Below are 16,108 nucleotides of genomic sequence, written 5' to 3'. Positions count from 1 at the left end.
CAATACTAGTCATTCAAATCAAATCGCTCTTTCAGCTCACCAAAATCTGACCATCTCTTTGTATTGACTCCAATTAGATTGGCGCCATAGTAGCTAAAAAATGACGAATAATGGTTCTGCTTAGTGATAGCATCCATGCAAGCACGAATAATTATCTGCCTCTCTATGGTCGCAGTGTCTTTTCCATAAAGATCCACCATCGGAAGCCAGTCATACAGGGATCTGCAGTTATCAAAAACAAACATATCAAGATACATCTCCCGCTCTTTTGCTTTATACCTAGCTCGCCAATGCGCGTCCGTGTTTATGTGGTGCGTATTCCCAAGGTGATTTAAAGCAAGCTCTATCCATAAATGCGGCATCGGTACATCACAAAAAACGCCTCCGCGCGGATCAGGAAGAGATTTAATTATTTCCTTTATCGACCGAGACAAGCTTTCCGACAGAGTGCTTTTATATGAGTACTGTGCGTATCTAAGCAAATCATAAAGTTGCACGCTATCTAGATATGACAGAGCCCCATTCTTTTTTGAAAACTGCTCGTACCAGTACTGACCCAGCTTACTTTTAGACTCCTTCAGCCTTAGCAAGAAATTCCAAATTGGAAAGTCTTCATGCGGCTCGAAAATTTCACCTCCTGACAAATCCAAATCTTCGAGGGTGGCCTCATCAACCTGTCCATCTTCGAAATCATAGTTTTTGGGGGTAGACATTTTTTTAATAATGGATTTTATTTGAGCTTCATCCATTTTCAAAAACATGCGTTTTAAGGCTGGGCTACTACCAACCTTAAGCATCGGACTTATGTAGCTAGCAAAGATTGTTGGATAATGCGTTGAAAATGCACTGTATGCAGAGTCGAAGTGCGAGCTTATCAAGTCCTCAAACAAACGTTGCTCGCAAGGCTCGCCGAGCGCCTTAAGCTCCTCTTGGTAGGCCTTGTCAACAAACCCATAGCAATCGACCCCTTCCCAAAAGCCAGTATCTTTAGGGTCACCTGAACGGATACAGTTCTCTAGAAATGGATGACTACGAAAATAAGAAGACAAGAACTCAATATTTTCTTCGGTTTTTTCGGGGAGAGAGCTATTTATTACCAGAATCCCCAAATCACTCAGAGAGCTGTTTTCAAAGACAGCATTTATAGTGAGAAGCGGCTTTGACTGCTGACTAAAAAGAGGACCAGTGAAATCAAGGTAAATTATATCAAACTTAAAAGAAGTGACCCGCATGAGCTCAGATATTGCACCATTGAATATCTTTAAGGTTGGATATTTTTTTTGTGCCTTAATCAGTGCTGAAGAGTACATTTTTCTATCTGACTCAATAGCCCAAACATTCTCAATCTGAACACCTAGCGCCACTATAATTCGCAAATCATTTTCAGGCTCCGGCCCGCAAAAGTATGCAATTTTCAAGTTTTGCGGTTGCTTGGTCTCGTAAAGATTGTTTGAAAATCTAGTCCAGGACTCAATAAAATCCTCGTTAGGACTCTCATCTTGTAGAACTTCGTCAAAAGCGTAATCCCAAAGGCGTCTTATATAATTCGGCTTTAAAACCCTATGTTTTTCCCTGTCAGTAGTCAGTTTTCTAACAGCCCTAGTCCATACTTCTACTCTGCTTTTTTCTTTTACACTCTGTGTATAAGTAACCACTGCATCCCTCCAGAGGTTCTAAAAATTCAAATTGTGCTGCAAGCAACACCTAAAACGGAAATAAAAATGCCTTTGCCGCACAACAACGTGCATAAACACGAGCTTTGGAAAAAAAAGGGACTGATTTATTTCTCAGAAACTAAATCAGTCCACTTTTCTTTGATCGCAGGACGGATGTTGTAGCGCCCATATTCCACTCGCTGGATTTTTATCGAGATCATCACGAAAAGCATGAGGATACCGAGCCCTCCGGCAGTCGCCACAACCACGGAAAAAGCCCCCCAAATATTAGGAATGCTGCCGGTGCTCCTGAGCGCAGCGAAGACGAGACACAAAAGCGAAATCACGAATCCTAGAATCGCAATGGCCAACGAGCACTCCCGTTCAAATTTGTCTTGAACCGGATCCCCCCCGACGAGTGTTCTCGGAATTTCCCTAATGCAAGCCGCCCAGATAGAAACACAGAAAAAAGAGAACGCCGGAAACTGCAGGGAAATCTCAAACTCGGGCTTCGAAAAATAGATGATGAAAAGCCAAATAAGCACAGGCATCAACGTCAGAAGCACCTCATACGTAGCCCAAACCGATGACCGAGTGATGATGACTCCCTTCGACAATGGCGCCTTTCCGCTCCCATTTCCTTCACTCAACGTCTTTCTCCTGCCAACAAATGAATGATAAAAGATCGTCCGCATACCGGCGGTAACCGCGATAGCGGCCCCCGGATTGACGGATAACCTATGATATCAAACAGACATCACTCATGACAGGGATTGGAGCAGGCCTCGGTTCGGCGGTGTGCTGGGGTGAAAATGCAATTCAAATGCCCCTCCATACCACGTGACATCGCTAGGTGATCGTACAAAAGGGGATTACAAAAGGCGGACGCTCGGCAGCACACCTGGCAATATGTTTTCTAACAGGCCTGCGCTGAATCCATCGAGTAACTGAATTGAAGAGTACTTTCATCCCATGGACAAAGGTCTGAGTGATGCCAACCTTAATTACGTACTTGCGGTTATTGAAAGTGCCCCAAACACCGAGTTAGGTGTGATGTGTGAGCACCTACAGATCGACAGTCGCGATCTTTTGAATCAGTTGGCGATCTCAGTAGCAAGACTGTTTTTTACAGGCACCCGCGATTTTCATTACTGTGATGAGGTGATGAATACTGTCGTCAGCGATATCGTCGGCTTGTCCATGCATGCGGATATGCCCCAGCCGGCATTCTCTATCTACCAGGCATTTGATGCAGGCGAGTATTGGCACAGCGACGACGACCGGGACGTATTTCCTTGGGAGAGGTGGACGCGGCCTGAGCTCGAGAGAATTTTGTGGGAGGTCGACGACGGCGCAAACGGGCTTTCGAAGTAGGTTCGACTTGAGCCCCCACAGGACCGCTTTTGGCCGATTCTGTTGAAAACAGTCGGCTTCGAATTCCACGCCAGAAAAGTACGCGCCTGAGATTGAAATCTGAATTTTTGGCAGAAGGTTCAGTACTCGGAGCTCACGTAGCAGCGGGCAACAGAGGTGTTTTCATACATTAATATTCGAGTGTTTTGGGAAAACTGACTTTTTCAACACAATCGGCCATAAGCGGACATGTCAGAAAAATTGTGGTCGGTGATGCCATCTATCTCCATCTCGTGACAGCGCAAGAAAACGCTTGGCCTTTGTCTGGATGTCTACCTCAAAAGCGGACGACCAACTCGGTTCTGGTTTCGCCCAGCTTGCCTCCTCCGCAAGTGCAAGCTGGCTCACTTCTCTGCCTCTTGGATACGGCTGGTATGTCAAGTCGGCTAAAGGCCACGCCCCCGATGCGCATTGATTCGGCTCACGTTTAGGTTTGAACTATCCGCAATGTCCGGATAGCCACCTATCGCTGGAATTCTGAATACGCCAAGCTAAAAGGCATCCAATGCTCTACACAGCCCTGCCTTCTCAACAGGCTCGTTTTCAGGTTTTCCAGCTGGGTTTAAGCGCTGCAACGCGACCAGGCACTGGCCACCGTCCAGCAGGATCAGTTCGTAATCTTGCCCGGCCTTGGGGGTGAAGTGAAAGCTTTGCCTGCAGCTATAGGAATTGCCGCCGGAAACATAACCCTCACTCTGGAAGTTCATGGCAAAAGGCTTGTTCGCCGGCACCTTCAGTTCGCTACGCGCCGAGCCTTGCGCCTCCACCCGGCGGTTGCTCTCGGGCATGCCCAGGCTGCGGCCATTATTCTGACCCGCAAAGCCAGATTCGGACACGGCCATCACCCCGGCGCCAGGCACACGCCAGTCGATGCAGTCACGGCCCGGCACGCCGCGCGCCATGCCATTGGTGATCACACGCAAGCGTGCGGTATCCCCGGATGTGGGTTCAACATAGGCCGTATTGTAAGCACGGATATTGGAAATATTGCCGCAGCCACTCACGGCCAGAGCCAGGCCTGCGATCAGAAATGCTCTCATGGAAATCCTTTTTTTGAGGCTTAACGGCAGTGATAAGGGCTTTCGCTGCGCAGTTCCTCGCCGGTGCGGGCATCGCGAATGATGACCGTCGCCTCCGGCGCATTGAGGCAGAACGCATTGCGTATGGGGTAGATGTTATGGCCCTCGGCGGTGAAGGTGCCAAGCTTGGTTAACGGGGCGCCGGAGGCGTCCTGAGCCGTCACGGTGTATTCACCCGACATGGTCAGGCAGCCGCTGAGCGACAGCAGCAAGGTGGCGCAGATTGCATATTTCACAGGTGATGTCCCTATCGTGTTGAGTGACGAGCCCTTAAAAACAGGACGGTTCTTTTGGAGTTTCATTGCGCCGACTCGCAAGCCTTCAACGGTTTTTGGGTGCGCAATGCACAGACGTCAAAACCATCACGCCGGGTGTAGCCCGCGCCTTCATACACACAAAGCGCTGCGCCCGCTCCTGGAAGCTGGCATTGGGATCGATGCCGGAGCCATTCTTCTCACCGCAAGCCAACATGGAGGCCAAGACATCCTTGCTGCTCGCGCCGGGTTTCTCCCATAAGTCCGCGTCAGCCGCCGGGGGCTGAAAGGGCTCGCTGAAACAGGCGGTGACGAGGGGAGCAAGCAGCAGCGCCAATGCCACAGGTTTAAGCCACATGATCAATCTCCTTATTTTCTCGGGCTGACAGGCACCAGTACCGGCTTGCCTTGCGGCCAATACCTTGCACAGGCTTGCGCACCATTGCCATAACAGCTGTGCATGGTCGTATCACCGGTGAAAGACATTGCCCAACTCCTTGAGCAAGCTGCTGTCCTCAGGTATTACGCCGCCTGTACCTGTATGCTTACGGGCGCATAGCTGTAGGTAATGGGCTGAGAAAAAAGCGGCGGCAGTAGACTGAAGGTTACGAAGTCGTTACCAACGTGTATCTCGCCTCTGCTGGTGTAAGCGTCATTGCCCGCGAGAGACCGCTTTTGGCCGGTTGCTGCCCGTCACGAACGGCATAAATCGGCCAGAAGCAGCTCTTTAGATCAGATATGTCGCGTCGATTTAGAGAGCAGAGAGTATTGAATAAACTGCCCTAATGTTTGGAATGAAGTGAGGTGTCGGGCCCGACGCCAACTCACTTGCGACTTGCGTGATAAATTCCCGTGCCCGCTCAAGTGGAAGGCCGATGATTTCATAAGGAAGCCAATCATTATTCATGGCATCCTCGTATGCCTCGATTACATACAGCAAATAGTCGCCTTCAGGGGTATCTCGGAAGGCACTGTACTCCTTTGGAGAACTAAGGCGCGTGCTCAACTCTACTACTTGCGCGGATCCAGGGGCGTCTGGATTTTGCCAACGCGGTGACGCTGAAAGTTCTCTTGTTTCAGCGATTAAATGAGCGGTGATTAAGTGACTCCAAATCATAAGCTAGGTAGCCTGCATTGAAGGTACCGGCGAGAGCATATCACTGACGAATGGACACTGAATTAACCCGCTAGCCATATCACCAAAAAGCAGGATCTGCGAACCGATCCCGACAGTTACACCCGTTAGCGCTGAAGGAACCATTTCGGCCAAATCTGAATCACTTATCATCTTTCCGTACTCTGGTCACACCGGTGGATATTGAAGAATCATAGGTCTGAATCGAATCTCATTTTGTAGGAAGATCATATATCTACTTGTTATAGCTTCCACTCATTCTGACCACCAGGTCCTTGCAGAGAAGGCTCGGGCGAGCGTCCGCTTCTGGCCCAGGCTGTGTAAAAACGTTTTTGAGCGCGTCAGGTACTCCAAACCGCACCGCAAATCGCGTTTCTACGCGAAATCCATATCTACAGATGTGCTGATAAATTTCAGATTTAACGTAGACGCGCACACTTCAATTTTGGCGAAGCGATTTTACACACTCTGGGCCGATTGCTGTCAGTAGGGGCCATGCGGGCGTAGGATGAGGGCTTTCCCATCAGTCCAGACCTTTTCCCTTTATGACTCAATCCGTGCGGACAATCTCAAGGAATCCGCGAGCCGAGGTTTGGCAAGGTGGCTAAGGGAGCCTGATGAGCACGTCTATACGCCACGCAAACTTCTTAAACCAGAACAAAGAATTTTTTTAGAATGTATTGCATCAGGAAAATTCAGCGGCTCAGAGCTCTGATACTTCAAGCGGGCAACTCAGCCGGTTGTAAAAAATAGCGTTGTTCAGTTTCACCGTTCGACTCGTGATCCAACTGCCGCTGATCGCGATGGACTGCAATGGGTCGAATGGAGCCTTTCACGACAGGCAGCAATCTGCCGGCGAAAAATCGAGTTGCAATGTCCGGTGGTCTGGCATGCAAGGTAAAATGGCGATTTTTGTCATATCAAGGAACGAAAGAGTGTCGACCATTAAAATGACATCCCGGGCCGATTGTCGGCTAACCTCCGCGCTGCTGTTATTAACAGGCTTAGTGGCTCTCTCTGGTTGCCGCCAGTTAACACCTGAGCAGCGAATAGATTCCTGGATCGATAGCGATGGTAAATCCGCTCCAAGTTACCTAACCCCAGAAGAAATTAAACGTCTCGAAGCAAGACGTTATCTCAGGGTTTTGCGCTCTACCTTGGCTCGAAGTGTGTTCTGGGCAAATGGCGAGGGGATGCAAGGCAGCGTGAAGTTGCGGATGAAGCTCAATCAGCAAGGTGACGTATTGCTCTGCGAGGCGCAGCCAAGTGACGCTGGAGCTCCACCAGGCTTTACGAATCTCGTCATGGATGTGTGCTGGAGCAGTAGCTGGAATAGCATCCCGGAAGGTCTCCAGAATCCAGCTGATGGCACGCTCGAGGTCATCGCACCTTTGATAGCTTCTGGTAATACCTCACCTATTTCTGATTACGAACGGGGGCACCAGAGAACTGATGCTGAAAGCCGTTTTTTCTGGGACAACGTGGTGGCCAAGCAATCAATAAATGCGTTCGGCAGAGCTCGCTTCGAATTCACTGCCAACGTAAAGGGCCAAGTCGCAAGTTGCGATGTGACGCTTAAAAAACACTATTTCCGTCCTGAATATTTTCATCCGGATCCTGCGTTACAAAAGGTACTTGCAACTCAGTGCTTGCAGCTGGATTTGCAACAAATGCCTGGGTTTCGTGTAGGGGAAAACGGGGTAACCCATCGCGTGGTTTTCGTGGACTACTTACCGTGGAAAAACCATGTGGGGAAATACTCCGAGTAAGGCCCTCACTTTAGTGTCTTCTGCGATGGCGTTCCTGTGGCAACACCTTGCGCAAGGTGAATCGCCCTCAGTTTTTCAGACACATCCAAGGTCTGCAATTGGCCGATTTCTGCGCTGGTGACGGGCAGAAATCGGCCAATAACTGACTTTCTAAGTGGAAAGGCCGAGCTGGAATGGCTGATAGGCAGCTAGTACGCTTGAGTCCCTCTAATGATAGCCATGCGTTCTCATCGTACTGGTAGCCGCCATAATTACACTCCAAGATCTGCCCTATCTTGGGTTCAAAGTTAATAGCCATCAATCGCCCTTAGGGCTGGATTGCTGGCAGAATTCATGATGCTACAGCGCCACGCATTTCGCGCGAAGGCGTGCTGGGCATATCCATGCGATGGGTTGCTGCGAAGTTGCGTGAGCGAGTGACGCCCGATTAGCGTCCCATGAGTGGGTAGTGGTCGATGAGACACGGATGCGGGTGGCCGTCGCCCTTGCAAACCCCATCCAGATACCGGTAGTCAATCTGCACGGACTGGCCTTTTCGAGGCCATTGCCGACGCGGGAGGGTGTTCTGGTAATCGGTGGTTTCCGGGGTGAAGGTGACCGTCGAGCCTTGCTGGGGACATTGCGTGGTGGTTGAGGTCGGGGTGACCTTGAGGATCCGCCCCTGCAGCTGTGGGTACGGTTGTTTCAAGACGTTGACGATCTGTAAGTCCAGCCGGCAAATCTGCCAGCTCGCCGCGTGGACGGTGCTGCACAGAGTGGTGAGCGCAAGGGCCAGCGCTGCGTATGTTTTCATGGGGTAAATGTCCATATCCTTGGAACAAGCAACCTGGCAAGGCCCTGAACTTCCGTCAGCTTCTGGCTGATTTAGTCCTTGGCGCAGGGTCAGTTGGGGAGTGGCAGCACTATGCCAATTACCCAGTGGCCAATACAAGTCTTATGACTTTAATGTTCCCCTGTGGCGAGGGAGCATGCTCCCGCTGGGCTTAGAGGGTCTTCAATCCCCCCCAGTAAACTGGACGGCGAGAGGGAGCCAATAGGGATATGGGTGTAAGCAATAAGCCAGAATGACTTTAGATATGCAGTCGCATGCTGTGAGCTTCGACTATCGGGCTGAATCAGAACCGCGCTGGCGGTCCGCTTTTGGCCGATTTCTGCCTATCTTACAATTGGCAACGGGTCATTTCGTAGGCTTCACAATTTCACCGACTCGTCGATATACCTTCTTGGTCATTTCCTCTGTGGAGTGACCTAGTAGGCGGCTCGCGTGCGTTAGCTCGATCTCGCTAGCAGCTTTGGGCCGCATGCCCTTGAATGGAACTGGCGAATGCTCGTTGCCAGCAAGGGACCATCATCAGCTGACGCTTTGATTGCTGCCTTCTCTCGTGCGCCGTTCCATCGATAACGGATTTGATTCTGCCATCCTCCAAGCGAAGACGGAGACGTTTTCGGTCTTGCCCTGACCAAATAGGGAAAAAATAATGGGGTGAGACCACATTTAAACAATGGTGATCTGACCCCAATTTTCTTTCGTGGACCGGTGTGGAGCGCGGCCGCCTCAGGCTGGGTTCCCTGGCAAAACCGCTAATGCGTCTGCCTCCGTTATTTAAACAACCCACCAATCGCATTGATCGCGTCCGCCGCCTTGTTCACGTTCTGCTGGCGTTGTGAGCTGGTGTCCACTTGAGCTTGGGTGTTGTAGGTGGAGTTGGTGCAGCTTTTATTGGTTTGGGTCAGTGCCGCTTGGTAAGCGGTCGCGCGCAGGGTGTCGCCTTTGGCGTTGGCGGCGTTGATGTTGGCTTGAAGGTCGCGGATTTGTTGCTGGCAGGAGGCGGCGTTGTTGGTGTTGCCGGCGTTGCTGTTATTTGCGCCACCCAGTGCGGTCGACAGGGCGCCGGTGAGGGCCGATAAGTCTGCGGCGTGGGCGGGCAGGGTGAACAGGCTGAGCAGAACGGCGGTAGGTGCGAGAGTGGACAGGCGCATGGCAAACCTCAATGTTTGATTGCCTGCGCAGGTCAGTGGCCCCGGGCTGGCGCATGGCAATTTCCCTATAGATGAGCGCCCAGGTGCGGCGAAATACTATTTGCTCAAATTTTGAGCTTCAACGCTGGGCCTCTCTAAATGTGATCGATTTCACAGTTTGGATTTGACTTCGGACCGGCTGATGCGATCCTGTTTCACCTCCTGCGCATAACCCGTGAGCTTGCCCTGCTGGGCCGCGAGCAACTCACAGACCTTCTTCAGCGCCGCTGCCTGTTTAGGCAATGCGCCATCTGCCGCCAGCGTCGCTAGCTCCACTACCGACCAGCCGATCACCGCCGCTGCATCTTCCAGGTCATAGAACAGTTCCTGCTGAGCGGTTCGAGGGCCATCCAGATCATTTATTAATTCCGCCATCTGCTTCTCCGCTGTTGCGCATTAAACCGTCGGTAAAACTCAGGCAAAGAAAAGCCCGCGATGGGGAGTGCGGGCTAAAAGGGATGTTCATTAGGAGCTGCTGGATTCACCTTAGGCGATCATCTGTGAAAGGTTTGTGAAACTGCATGGCAATGTGCGCCAAAAGTGTATGCCTCGATCCGCGCCTGGCTGTACGGGGCATTCGCCGGGAAAAACACTAGTGTTCCAGGCTTGCCCCACCTTTGTCCGGATACCTCGCGATGGTCATGTCTAGCAGTTTGTTGTCAGCCTTTGTGCTGTTTGCCTTTGTCTCTTCGATCACCCCCGGCCCGAATAACACGATGTTGCTGGCTTCGGGGGTGAATTTTGGTTTTCGCCGCTCCATACCCCATGCGCTGGGCATCAGCATCGGCTTTATGCTGCTGGTGATTTCAGTCGGGTTGGGGTTGGGCGAGGTGTTCAAACTATTGCCCTGGGCCTACACCCTGCTGCGCTACGTGGGAGCGACGTATCTGCTGTATTTGGCGTGGAAGATCGCCACGGCAGGCGGCATGTCCGACAGCATGGACGAGCGCGGCAAACCCATGACGTTCCTCGCTGCCGCCGCGTTCCAGTGGGTGAACCCCAAGGCCTGGATCATGGCGTTGGGCGCGATCACCACCTATACCCCCGCCGAAGGCTATGTGACCAACGTGCTGGTGATTGCATTGGTGTTCGCCGTGGTCAACCTGCCCAGCGTGTGTGTCTGGTTGGGCTGCGGCACGGGGCTGCGCAACTTGTTGCGTGAACCGCGTTGGGTGCGTGTGTTCAACGGGGTGATGGCCGGTTTGTTGGTGTTGTCGCTGTACCCGATGTTCTTGGCAGGGTAGGCGTTCAGACCGGCGAGATGGTCGCCAACAGGCCAATGCCGATGGTCAGTACCAGAAAACCGAACAGAAAGAGTGCCATCTTGGTCATTGGACCTCCGAAGGGAAGGGGAGTGGGAACGCTGGCCATTGTCCGCCCGGGCAGGTTTTCGGTACAGACGCAGATAACAAAGAAAAAACCGTATCAGATGCACCAGTCGCGCTTCTGCACCGGGCTTTGCAGGGCGTCGGGTTTTTCCAGATCAGTGCTTGAGACAGACGACGCTTTTGCCCCTAAGATGGCGCCCACGGCATCAACACAATAAGAGTGGGCCAACCCTCGATGGAAAGACGTCAATTCAGCGGTGGCATGAAGGGCAAGAACCTGCGCTACCTTAACGAAACCTCCCAGCAACTGGCGTCGGTCACCCGCGTCGGTTTTCTGTTGCTCGAACATTTCTCCTTGCCGGCTTTCACCCAAACCCTCGACACCCTGGTCACCGCCAACCTGCTGCGCCCCGAGCTGTTCGCCACGCGCACCTTTGGCTGTGACGATGGCGAGGTTATCAGTGACCTGGGCCTGGTGATTCGCCCTGACGCATGCTTGGACGCGTCCGTGCTGCACGAACTGGACCTGCTGGTGATCTGCGGTGGCTTTCGCACTGAGCTCAAGGCCAGCGAAGACTTCATCCACCTGTTGCGCAGCGCCGCCGAGATGGGCGTGGGCTTGGCCGGGTTGTGGAATGGGTCTTGGTTTCTTGGGCGGGCCGGGTTGTTGCAGGGCTATCAGTGCGCCATTCACCCGGAACATCGCCCGGCCCTGGCCGAGGTGTCCAAGGCCGCCAAGGTCACCAGCGAACCCTTTGTGATTGACCGCGACCGCCTGACTGCATCGAGTCCCTCGGGCGCGTTCCATATGGCGTTGGACTGGATCAAGAGCCTGCATGGCAAGGCGTTGGTGGAAGGCATCGAAGACATCCTCGCATTTGAGGAATCACGCTACCGGCGTATCAAACCGACTGAAAACATCAGCGTCAGCGCCCCGCTGCGGGAAGTGGTCAAGCTGATGGACGCCAACCTCGAAGAACCGCTGGAACTCGACCAGTTGGCGGTCTACGCCGGCCGCTCGCGGCGGCAGTTGGAGCGCCTGTTCAAGGAGCAACTGGGCACCACGCCGCAGCGCTATTACATGGAGCTGCGTGTGACCGAAGCGCGCCGACTGCTACAGCACACCGAGCTGTCCCAAGTGGAGGTGCTGGTGGCCTGCGGGTTCGTATCGCCGAGCCATTTCAGCAAGTGCTACAGCGCCTACTTCGGCTACCGCCCCTCGAAAGAGAAGCGCCTGGTCAAGTAGCATGGGCACCGTCTGGAATTTTTCCGAGGAGTGCCGATGTCGATCACCTTGAAGGACCGTTACCGTGGCAGCTTGCTGGGCCTGGCCTGCGGCGATGCTGTGGGGACAACCCTGGAATTCAAGCGCCGGGGCAGTTTTGCGCCGATCACCGATATGGTCGGCGGCGGGCCGTTCAATCTCAAGCCGGGGCAGTGGACGGACGATACATCCATGGCTCTGTGCCTGGCCGAGAGCCTGCTGCAAAAAGGTGGGTTCGATGCCCGTGACCAGATGGGGCGCTACCTCAACTGGTGGCAGTGGGGCTATTTGAGTTCGACCGGCGACTGTTTCGATATCGGCATGACCGTGCGCGAGGCGCTGACGCTGTTCCAGAACACCGACAACCCGTTCGCCGGCTCAACCGATCCCTATTCGGCCGGCAACGGCTCGATGATGCGCCTGGCGCCCGTGGTGTTGTTTTATTACCCGGACCTGCAAAACGTCCGCACCTTCAGCGTCGACAGTTCCCGCACCACCCACGCCGCCCAGGAAGCCATTGACTGCTGCCTGGTGCTGGCACAGGCCATCTGTAATGCCCTCGGCGGCGCGTCGAAAGCGCAAGTGCTGGAGTTGGCCGATGTACCGTTGATGGCACCCAAGGTGAAGCCCATTGCGGCAGGCGGGTACCGTGACAAACCCTGCGCCGAGATTGTCGGCTCGGGCTATTCGGTGGCCTCTCTGGAAGCTGCGCTGTGGTGCTTTGATCACACCGATAGCTTTGCCGATGCGGTACTGGCGGCGGCCAACCTGGGCGATGACGCCGACACCACCGCCGCCATAGTCGGTCAATTGGCCGGTGCTTATTACGGGGCAGCGGCGATTCCCTCCGAATGGCTGGGACGGTTATGGATGGTGGATGAGATCCAGGGGATGGCCGACGGATTGTTCAACGCCGCAGGTCATGCCGCCTGACACACGTCGCTAAAAACGCTCCAGCCGATAAGGCGCCAGTGCCGGCAACCCTGCTGGCATTGGCCCGTCTGCCGCCAACCCGGCGACCATCTCTGCCGTGATCGCTGCCTGGGTCAAGCCCAGGTGCTGATGTCCGAAGGCCAGGAATACCTTGCCGTCGGCCACCCGATCGATGATCGGTAGCGAGTCGGGTAGCGACGGTCGAAAGCCCATCCACGGCGTGGCGTCCCTGGCGTCCAGTTCTTCGCGGAACAGCCCATGGCTTAACCGCTGCAACTGCCACGCGCGCTGCATATTGGCGGGGCGTCCGAGCCCGGCGAACTCCACCGTACCAGCCAGGCGCAGGCCGCCGGTCATGGGGGTCATGATGAATTTGCGCTCCAGGGAGGTTACGGCGAACGGCAGGCGCTGGTGCTCATGGGGCAGCATCAGGTGGTAGCCGCGTTCGGTGTCCAGCGGGATGGCTTTACCGGTCAGGGTCGCTGTCAGTGCCGCCGAATGCGCGCCGCAGGCGATCAGCACCTGACGCGCCAGTAGCGGCGCGTGGTCGGTGAACAGGCAGACGCCCTCCGCATCGGGTTGCCCGCTGACCACACGACGCCGAAGAAACTGCACGCCCGCAGCTTCAGCGGCGCAGACCAGTTCGCCCACCACGTGGAACGGGTCGACAAAGTGCCCGGTGGCCGGGAAGAACAGCCCCCCTTGTAGGCGTTCGCTCAACTGCGGCGCTGCCGCGCGAATCGCCTCGGCAGACCAGTACTCCACCGGCACGTTTTGCTGCTGCATGCGGTGCTGCAACCTCTGGATATCCGCCCGCGACTCGGCCCGTTCGAACACCAGGAGTGAGCCGTTCTGGCGCATCAGCTGCGGCCGATCCAGGCTGGCCAGCAAGCGTTGCCAGGCGCCCAGGCTTTGCTCGTTAAGCGCACGAAGGCCGGCCACCGTGCGCTGGTAAGGCGCCGCGCGCAGGTTGAGCAGCAGACGCGTAAACCAGGGCAGGGCGCGGGGCAGGTAGCGCCAGTCCAGGCGTAGCGGGCCCATGGGGTCCATCAGCATGGCGGGCAGGCGCTTGAGAATCGAATAGTCGGCAATCGGGAATACCTGCTCGGTGGCCAGGTGCCCGGCGTTGCCATAGGAGGCGCCCATGCCCGGGGCTTGCGGATCGATGACCACCACCTGGCGGCCCTGGCGCGCCAGCTGCAACGCGCAAGCCACGCCGATAATACCGGCGCCGACCACCACGATATCCCTACGGCTCATCGGCTATGCCTCTCTCTGTGCGTCGGCCAAGGCTTTCACGTTGCGCCGGTTGACCATCGCGGCGATCACGGCGGCGCGTACGCACTCAGGCACAATGCTGCTCCGCCGACCAGTTGGCGTACCACTGGCGGAACAACGCGAACTGCTGCTCGGCATAACGCCGCTGGGCGTCACTGAGCACGTCGGTCGCATTGAAGTGCAGGTCGTAGCCTTTGTCGCCGTTGAGCACCATCAAGTATTTGTAGTACAGCACCAGGTCGCAGCCTTCATCGAATGATGACAACACCGCCAGCGCGCTTTCCAGTTCGCGGGCCAGGCGTCGCGCCTTGGCATCGCCCTTGGCCGCCTGCTGGCTCAGCGTCACCAAGTGCAGCACTTCCCGCGGCAGGGCATTGCCCACACCGGTGATGGCGCCGGTGGCGTTGCAGTTGACGAAACCGTGCACCACCTGGGTGTCCACACCCACCATCAGGGTCACGCTATCGTCCTGGGAGGTGATGTGTTCGGCGGCGTAGCGCAGGTCGGCGCCACCGCCGAACTCCTTGAAGCCGATGAGATTCGGGTGCTCGCGGCGCAGTTCGAAGAACAGCTCGGCGCGGGTGGCGAAGCCGTAGTAGGGGCTGTTGTAGATCACCGCCGGCAGCTCCGGCGCGGCATTGAGGATGGCCGCGAAGTGCGCTTTTTGTGCGGTGACGGACGCACCACGGGACAGCACGCGAGGAATCACCATCAGGCCATGGGCGCCGACCTTGGCAGCATGGGCGGCGTGGGACACCGCTTCACGGCTATTGACCGCCCCCGTACCGACAATGGTCGGCACCCCAGCCGCTACCAACCGCGCCACGCCTTCCTGGCGTTGGGCTTCGGTGAGCAACGGCCAGTCGCCCATGGAACCGCAGTACACCACCGCGCTCATGCCGGCTTCGATCAGTTCGCGGCCCTTGGCGACCAGCGCATCGAAGTCCGGTTGGCGCTGGGCGGTGCAAGGGGTCATCAGGGCCGGGATGCAGCCGGCGAAAACGCTGTCGCTCATGGTCGTACTCCTTCAAGTCAAATGAGGGTGGGCTTAAATGCCCCAGGCGAAAGGGTCTTGCTCGTCGATCAGCAGCACGCTGTCGGCGGTCATATAGGCGCGGCCGGTAATGAAGGGGATGACCCGCTCGCCGTCCCATTCGTAATGGCCCGTGAACTGGCTGCCGGTGATGCTGGCCTGGGTCCATGTCTGGCCGGGAGCGAGTGCCCCATCGGCGGCCAGGCACGCGAGTTTGGCGCTGGTGCCAGTGCCGCAGGGCGAGCGGTCGTAGGCTTTGCCGGGGCACATCACGAAGTTGCGGCTATCGGCGTCGGGATCGGTGGCGAACAGTTCGATATGGTCGATCAGCGCGCCATCGGCGCCATGGACACCCTGGTTTTCCAGGGCCTTGAGCATCGCCCAGGTGTACTCGGTGAGGGCGTCGACGTTGTTCATCTCCAACGACTTGCCATGCTCGGAGACCAGGAAAAACCAGTTACCGCCCCAAGCGATATCGCCCTTGACCACGCCGTGGCCGGGCACATCCACCGCCACCTGGTGGCGAAAGCGGTAGGCCGGTACGTTGCGCAGGGTGACCGCGCCGTCCTCGTGCAGCGTCGCGGCCACCGGACCCACCGGCGTGTCAATCATGTGCACTCCCGGTGCGATATGCCCCAAATGATGCAGCGAGGCGACCAAGCCGATGGTGCCGTGACCACACATGCCCAGGTAGCCAGCGTTATTGAAGAAGATCACCCCGCAGGTGGCGCCCGCTGTGACCGGCTCGCAGTACAGCGCGCCGACCAGTACGTCGTTGCCACGGGGCTCCAACAGGCAGGCGCGGCGCCACTGATCGTGTTCGTTGCGCAAGCCATCCAGTTGCTCGGCAATGCTGCCGCCGCTCAGGGCCGGGAAGCCGCTGAGGATCAGGCGCGTGGGTTCGCCGCCGGTGTGGGAGTCGATCACATGCAATCGTTTCATCAGACG

Annotated in this window: 16 protein-coding genes; 5 read left to right on the top strand and 11 right to left on the bottom strand. The window is 55.7% G+C overall.

Annotated features, from left to right (window positions below; all coding sequences use genetic code 11):
* Positions 1-5: 5 nt before the first annotated feature.
* Positions 6-1,655, bottom strand: coding sequence for an SEN1985 family protein (locus tag QRN41_RS05270; RefSeq protein ID WP_285421265.1), 1,650 nt, complete (start codon positions 1,653-1,655; stop codon positions 6-8).
* A 125-nt stretch (positions 1,656-1,780) separates the two neighbouring features.
* The gene (locus QRN41_RS05265; protein ID WP_285421264.1) at positions 1,781-2,305 is read right to left on the bottom strand and encodes a hypothetical protein; all 525 of its coding nucleotides are present in this window, start codon (positions 2,303-2,305) and stop codon (positions 1,781-1,783) included.
* 322 nt (positions 2,306-2,627) lie between these two features.
* Here QRN41_RS05265 and QRN41_RS05260 point away from each other — a divergent pair, with 322 nt between their 5' ends.
* Positions 2,628-3,029, top strand: a complete 402-nt coding sequence (locus QRN41_RS05260; RefSeq protein ID WP_285421263.1) for a hypothetical protein — start codon at positions 2,628-2,630, stop codon at positions 3,027-3,029.
* A 530-nt stretch (positions 3,030-3,559) separates the two neighbouring features.
* On the opposite strand, the gene QRN41_RS05255 is transcribed toward QRN41_RS05260, so the two are convergent.
* From QRN41_RS05255 to QRN41_RS05245, 3 genes are all read right to left on the bottom strand, one after another.
* Positions 3,560-4,108: a hypothetical protein gene (locus QRN41_RS05255; RefSeq protein WP_123718012.1), complete on the bottom strand. Its 549-nt coding sequence runs from the start codon at positions 4,106-4,108 to the stop codon at positions 3,560-3,562.
* 20 nt (positions 4,109-4,128) lie between these two features.
* Positions 4,129-4,383: a hypothetical protein gene (locus QRN41_RS05250; RefSeq protein ID WP_278407277.1), complete on the bottom strand. Its 255-nt coding sequence runs from the start codon at positions 4,381-4,383 to the stop codon at positions 4,129-4,131.
* An 85-nt stretch (positions 4,384-4,468) separates the two neighbouring features.
* Positions 4,469-4,759 (bottom strand): hypothetical protein, encoded by a 291-nt coding sequence (locus QRN41_RS05245; protein ID WP_285421262.1) that lies wholly within the window; start codon positions 4,757-4,759, stop codon positions 4,469-4,471.
* A gap of 1,667 nt (positions 4,760-6,426) precedes the next feature.
* Between QRN41_RS05245 and QRN41_RS05240 the strand changes: the two genes are divergently transcribed.
* A complete protein-coding gene (locus tag QRN41_RS05240) occupies positions 6,427-7,305 on the top strand; it encodes a hypothetical protein (RefSeq protein ID WP_143506432.1) in 879 nt (292 codons plus the stop codon).
* Between the two features lie 427 nt (positions 7,306-7,732).
* On the opposite strand, the gene QRN41_RS05235 is transcribed toward QRN41_RS05240, so the two are convergent.
* The 3 genes from QRN41_RS05235 to QRN41_RS05225 all read right to left on the bottom strand — a co-directional run bounded on the left by QRN41_RS05235 (position 7,733) and on the right by QRN41_RS05225 (position 9,699).
* Positions 7,733-8,098, bottom strand: a complete 366-nt coding sequence (locus QRN41_RS05235) for a hypothetical protein (RefSeq protein ID WP_285421261.1) — start codon at positions 8,096-8,098, stop codon at positions 7,733-7,735.
* Between the two features lie 806 nt (positions 8,099-8,904).
* Positions 8,905-9,285: a DUF1090 family protein gene (locus QRN41_RS05230; RefSeq protein WP_034138014.1), complete on the bottom strand. Its 381-nt coding sequence runs from the start codon at positions 9,283-9,285 to the stop codon at positions 8,905-8,907.
* A 150-nt stretch (positions 9,286-9,435) separates the two neighbouring features.
* A complete protein-coding gene (locus QRN41_RS05225) occupies positions 9,436-9,699 on the bottom strand; it encodes a hypothetical protein (protein WP_285421260.1) in 264 nt (87 codons plus the stop codon).
* Between the two features lie 260 nt (positions 9,700-9,959).
* Between QRN41_RS05225 and QRN41_RS05220 the strand changes: the two genes are divergently transcribed.
* The 3 genes from QRN41_RS05220 to QRN41_RS05210 all read left to right on the top strand — a co-directional run bounded on the left by QRN41_RS05220 (position 9,960) and on the right by QRN41_RS05210 (position 12,849).
* Complete coding sequence (locus QRN41_RS05220) at positions 9,960-10,568, top strand: LysE family translocator (protein WP_094065786.1); 609 nt, start codon at positions 9,960-9,962, stop codon at positions 10,566-10,568.
* A 346-nt stretch (positions 10,569-10,914) separates the two neighbouring features.
* Positions 10,915-11,898, top strand: coding sequence for a transcriptional regulator SouR (gene souR / locus QRN41_RS05215; RefSeq protein ID WP_047882161.1), 984 nt, complete (start codon positions 10,915-10,917; stop codon positions 11,896-11,898).
* A 36-nt stretch (positions 11,899-11,934) separates the two neighbouring features.
* Entirely contained in the window at positions 11,935-12,849 is a 915-nt protein-coding gene (locus tag QRN41_RS05210) for an ADP-ribosylglycohydrolase family protein (RefSeq protein WP_285421259.1), read from the top strand.
* A gap of 9 nt (positions 12,850-12,858) precedes the next feature.
* On the opposite strand, the gene QRN41_RS05205 is transcribed toward QRN41_RS05210, so the two are convergent.
* The 3 genes from QRN41_RS05205 to QRN41_RS05195 form a co-directional block, all read right to left on the bottom strand.
* Positions 12,859-14,109, bottom strand: coding sequence for an NAD(P)/FAD-dependent oxidoreductase (locus QRN41_RS05205; RefSeq protein WP_285421258.1), 1,251 nt, complete (start codon positions 14,107-14,109; stop codon positions 12,859-12,861).
* Positions 14,110-14,194: 85 nt separating this feature from the next.
* Positions 14,195-15,142 carry a dihydrodipicolinate synthase family protein gene (locus QRN41_RS05200; RefSeq protein WP_034138019.1) on the bottom strand — a complete coding sequence of 316 codons (948 nt, stop codon included), beginning with the start codon at positions 15,140-15,142 and terminating at the stop codon, positions 14,195-14,197.
* A 33-nt stretch (positions 15,143-15,175) separates the two neighbouring features.
* On the bottom strand, positions 15,176-16,102 hold the full coding sequence (locus QRN41_RS05195) for a 4-hydroxyproline epimerase (RefSeq protein WP_285421257.1): 927 nt from the start codon (positions 16,100-16,102) through the stop codon (positions 15,176-15,178).
* Between the last annotated feature and the right edge of the window lie 6 nt (positions 16,103-16,108).

Source organism: Pseudomonas sp. efr-133-TYG-23 (assembly GCF_030209215.1).
GTDB lineage: Bacteria > Pseudomonadota > Gammaproteobacteria > Pseudomonadales > Pseudomonadaceae > Aquipseudomonas > Aquipseudomonas rhodesiae.
Note: the sequence above shows the minus strand (reverse complement) of the source record. Positions and strands in the feature narration are given on the sequence as shown.

Excerpts from the sequence above, each read along its gene's own strand:
- QRN41_RS05195 (WP_285421257.1), bottom strand. The coding sequence starts at position 16,102 with ATGAAACGATTGCATGTGATCGACTCCCACACCGGCGGCGAACCCACG.
- QRN41_RS05220 (WP_094065786.1), top strand. The coding sequence starts at position 9,960 with ATGGTCATGTCTAGCAGTTTGTTGTCAGCCTTTGTGCTGTTTGCCTTT.
- QRN41_RS05240 (WP_143506432.1), top strand. The coding sequence starts at position 6,427 with ATGCAAGGTAAAATGGCGATTTTTGTCATATCAAGGAACGAAAGAGTG.
- QRN41_RS05235 (WP_285421261.1), bottom strand. The coding sequence starts at position 8,098 with ATGAAAACATACGCAGCGCTGGCCCTTGCGCTCACCACTCTGTGCAGC.
- QRN41_RS05245 (WP_285421262.1), bottom strand. The coding sequence starts at position 4,759 with ATGTGGCTTAAACCTGTGGCATTGGCGCTGCTGCTTGCTCCCCTCGTC.
- QRN41_RS05205 (WP_285421258.1), bottom strand. The coding sequence starts at position 14,109 with ATGAGCCGTAGGGATATCGTGGTGGTCGGCGCCGGTATTATCGGCGTG.
- QRN41_RS05225 (WP_285421260.1), bottom strand. The coding sequence starts at position 9,699 with ATGGCGGAATTAATAAATGATCTGGATGGCCCTCGAACCGCTCAGCAG.
- QRN41_RS05230 (WP_034138014.1), bottom strand. The coding sequence starts at position 9,285 with ATGCGCCTGTCCACTCTCGCACCTACCGCCGTTCTGCTCAGCCTGTTC.
- QRN41_RS05260 (WP_285421263.1), top strand. The coding sequence starts at position 2,628 with ATGGACAAAGGTCTGAGTGATGCCAACCTTAATTACGTACTTGCGGTT.
- QRN41_RS05255 (WP_123718012.1), bottom strand. The coding sequence starts at position 4,108 with ATGAGAGCATTTCTGATCGCAGGCCTGGCTCTGGCCGTGAGTGGCTGC.
- souR (WP_047882161.1), top strand. The coding sequence starts at position 10,915 with ATGAAGGGCAAGAACCTGCGCTACCTTAACGAAACCTCCCAGCAACTG.
- QRN41_RS05200 (WP_034138019.1), bottom strand. The coding sequence starts at position 15,142 with ATGAGCGACAGCGTTTTCGCCGGCTGCATCCCGGCCCTGATGACCCCT.
- QRN41_RS05210 (WP_285421259.1), top strand. The coding sequence starts at position 11,935 with ATGTCGATCACCTTGAAGGACCGTTACCGTGGCAGCTTGCTGGGCCTG.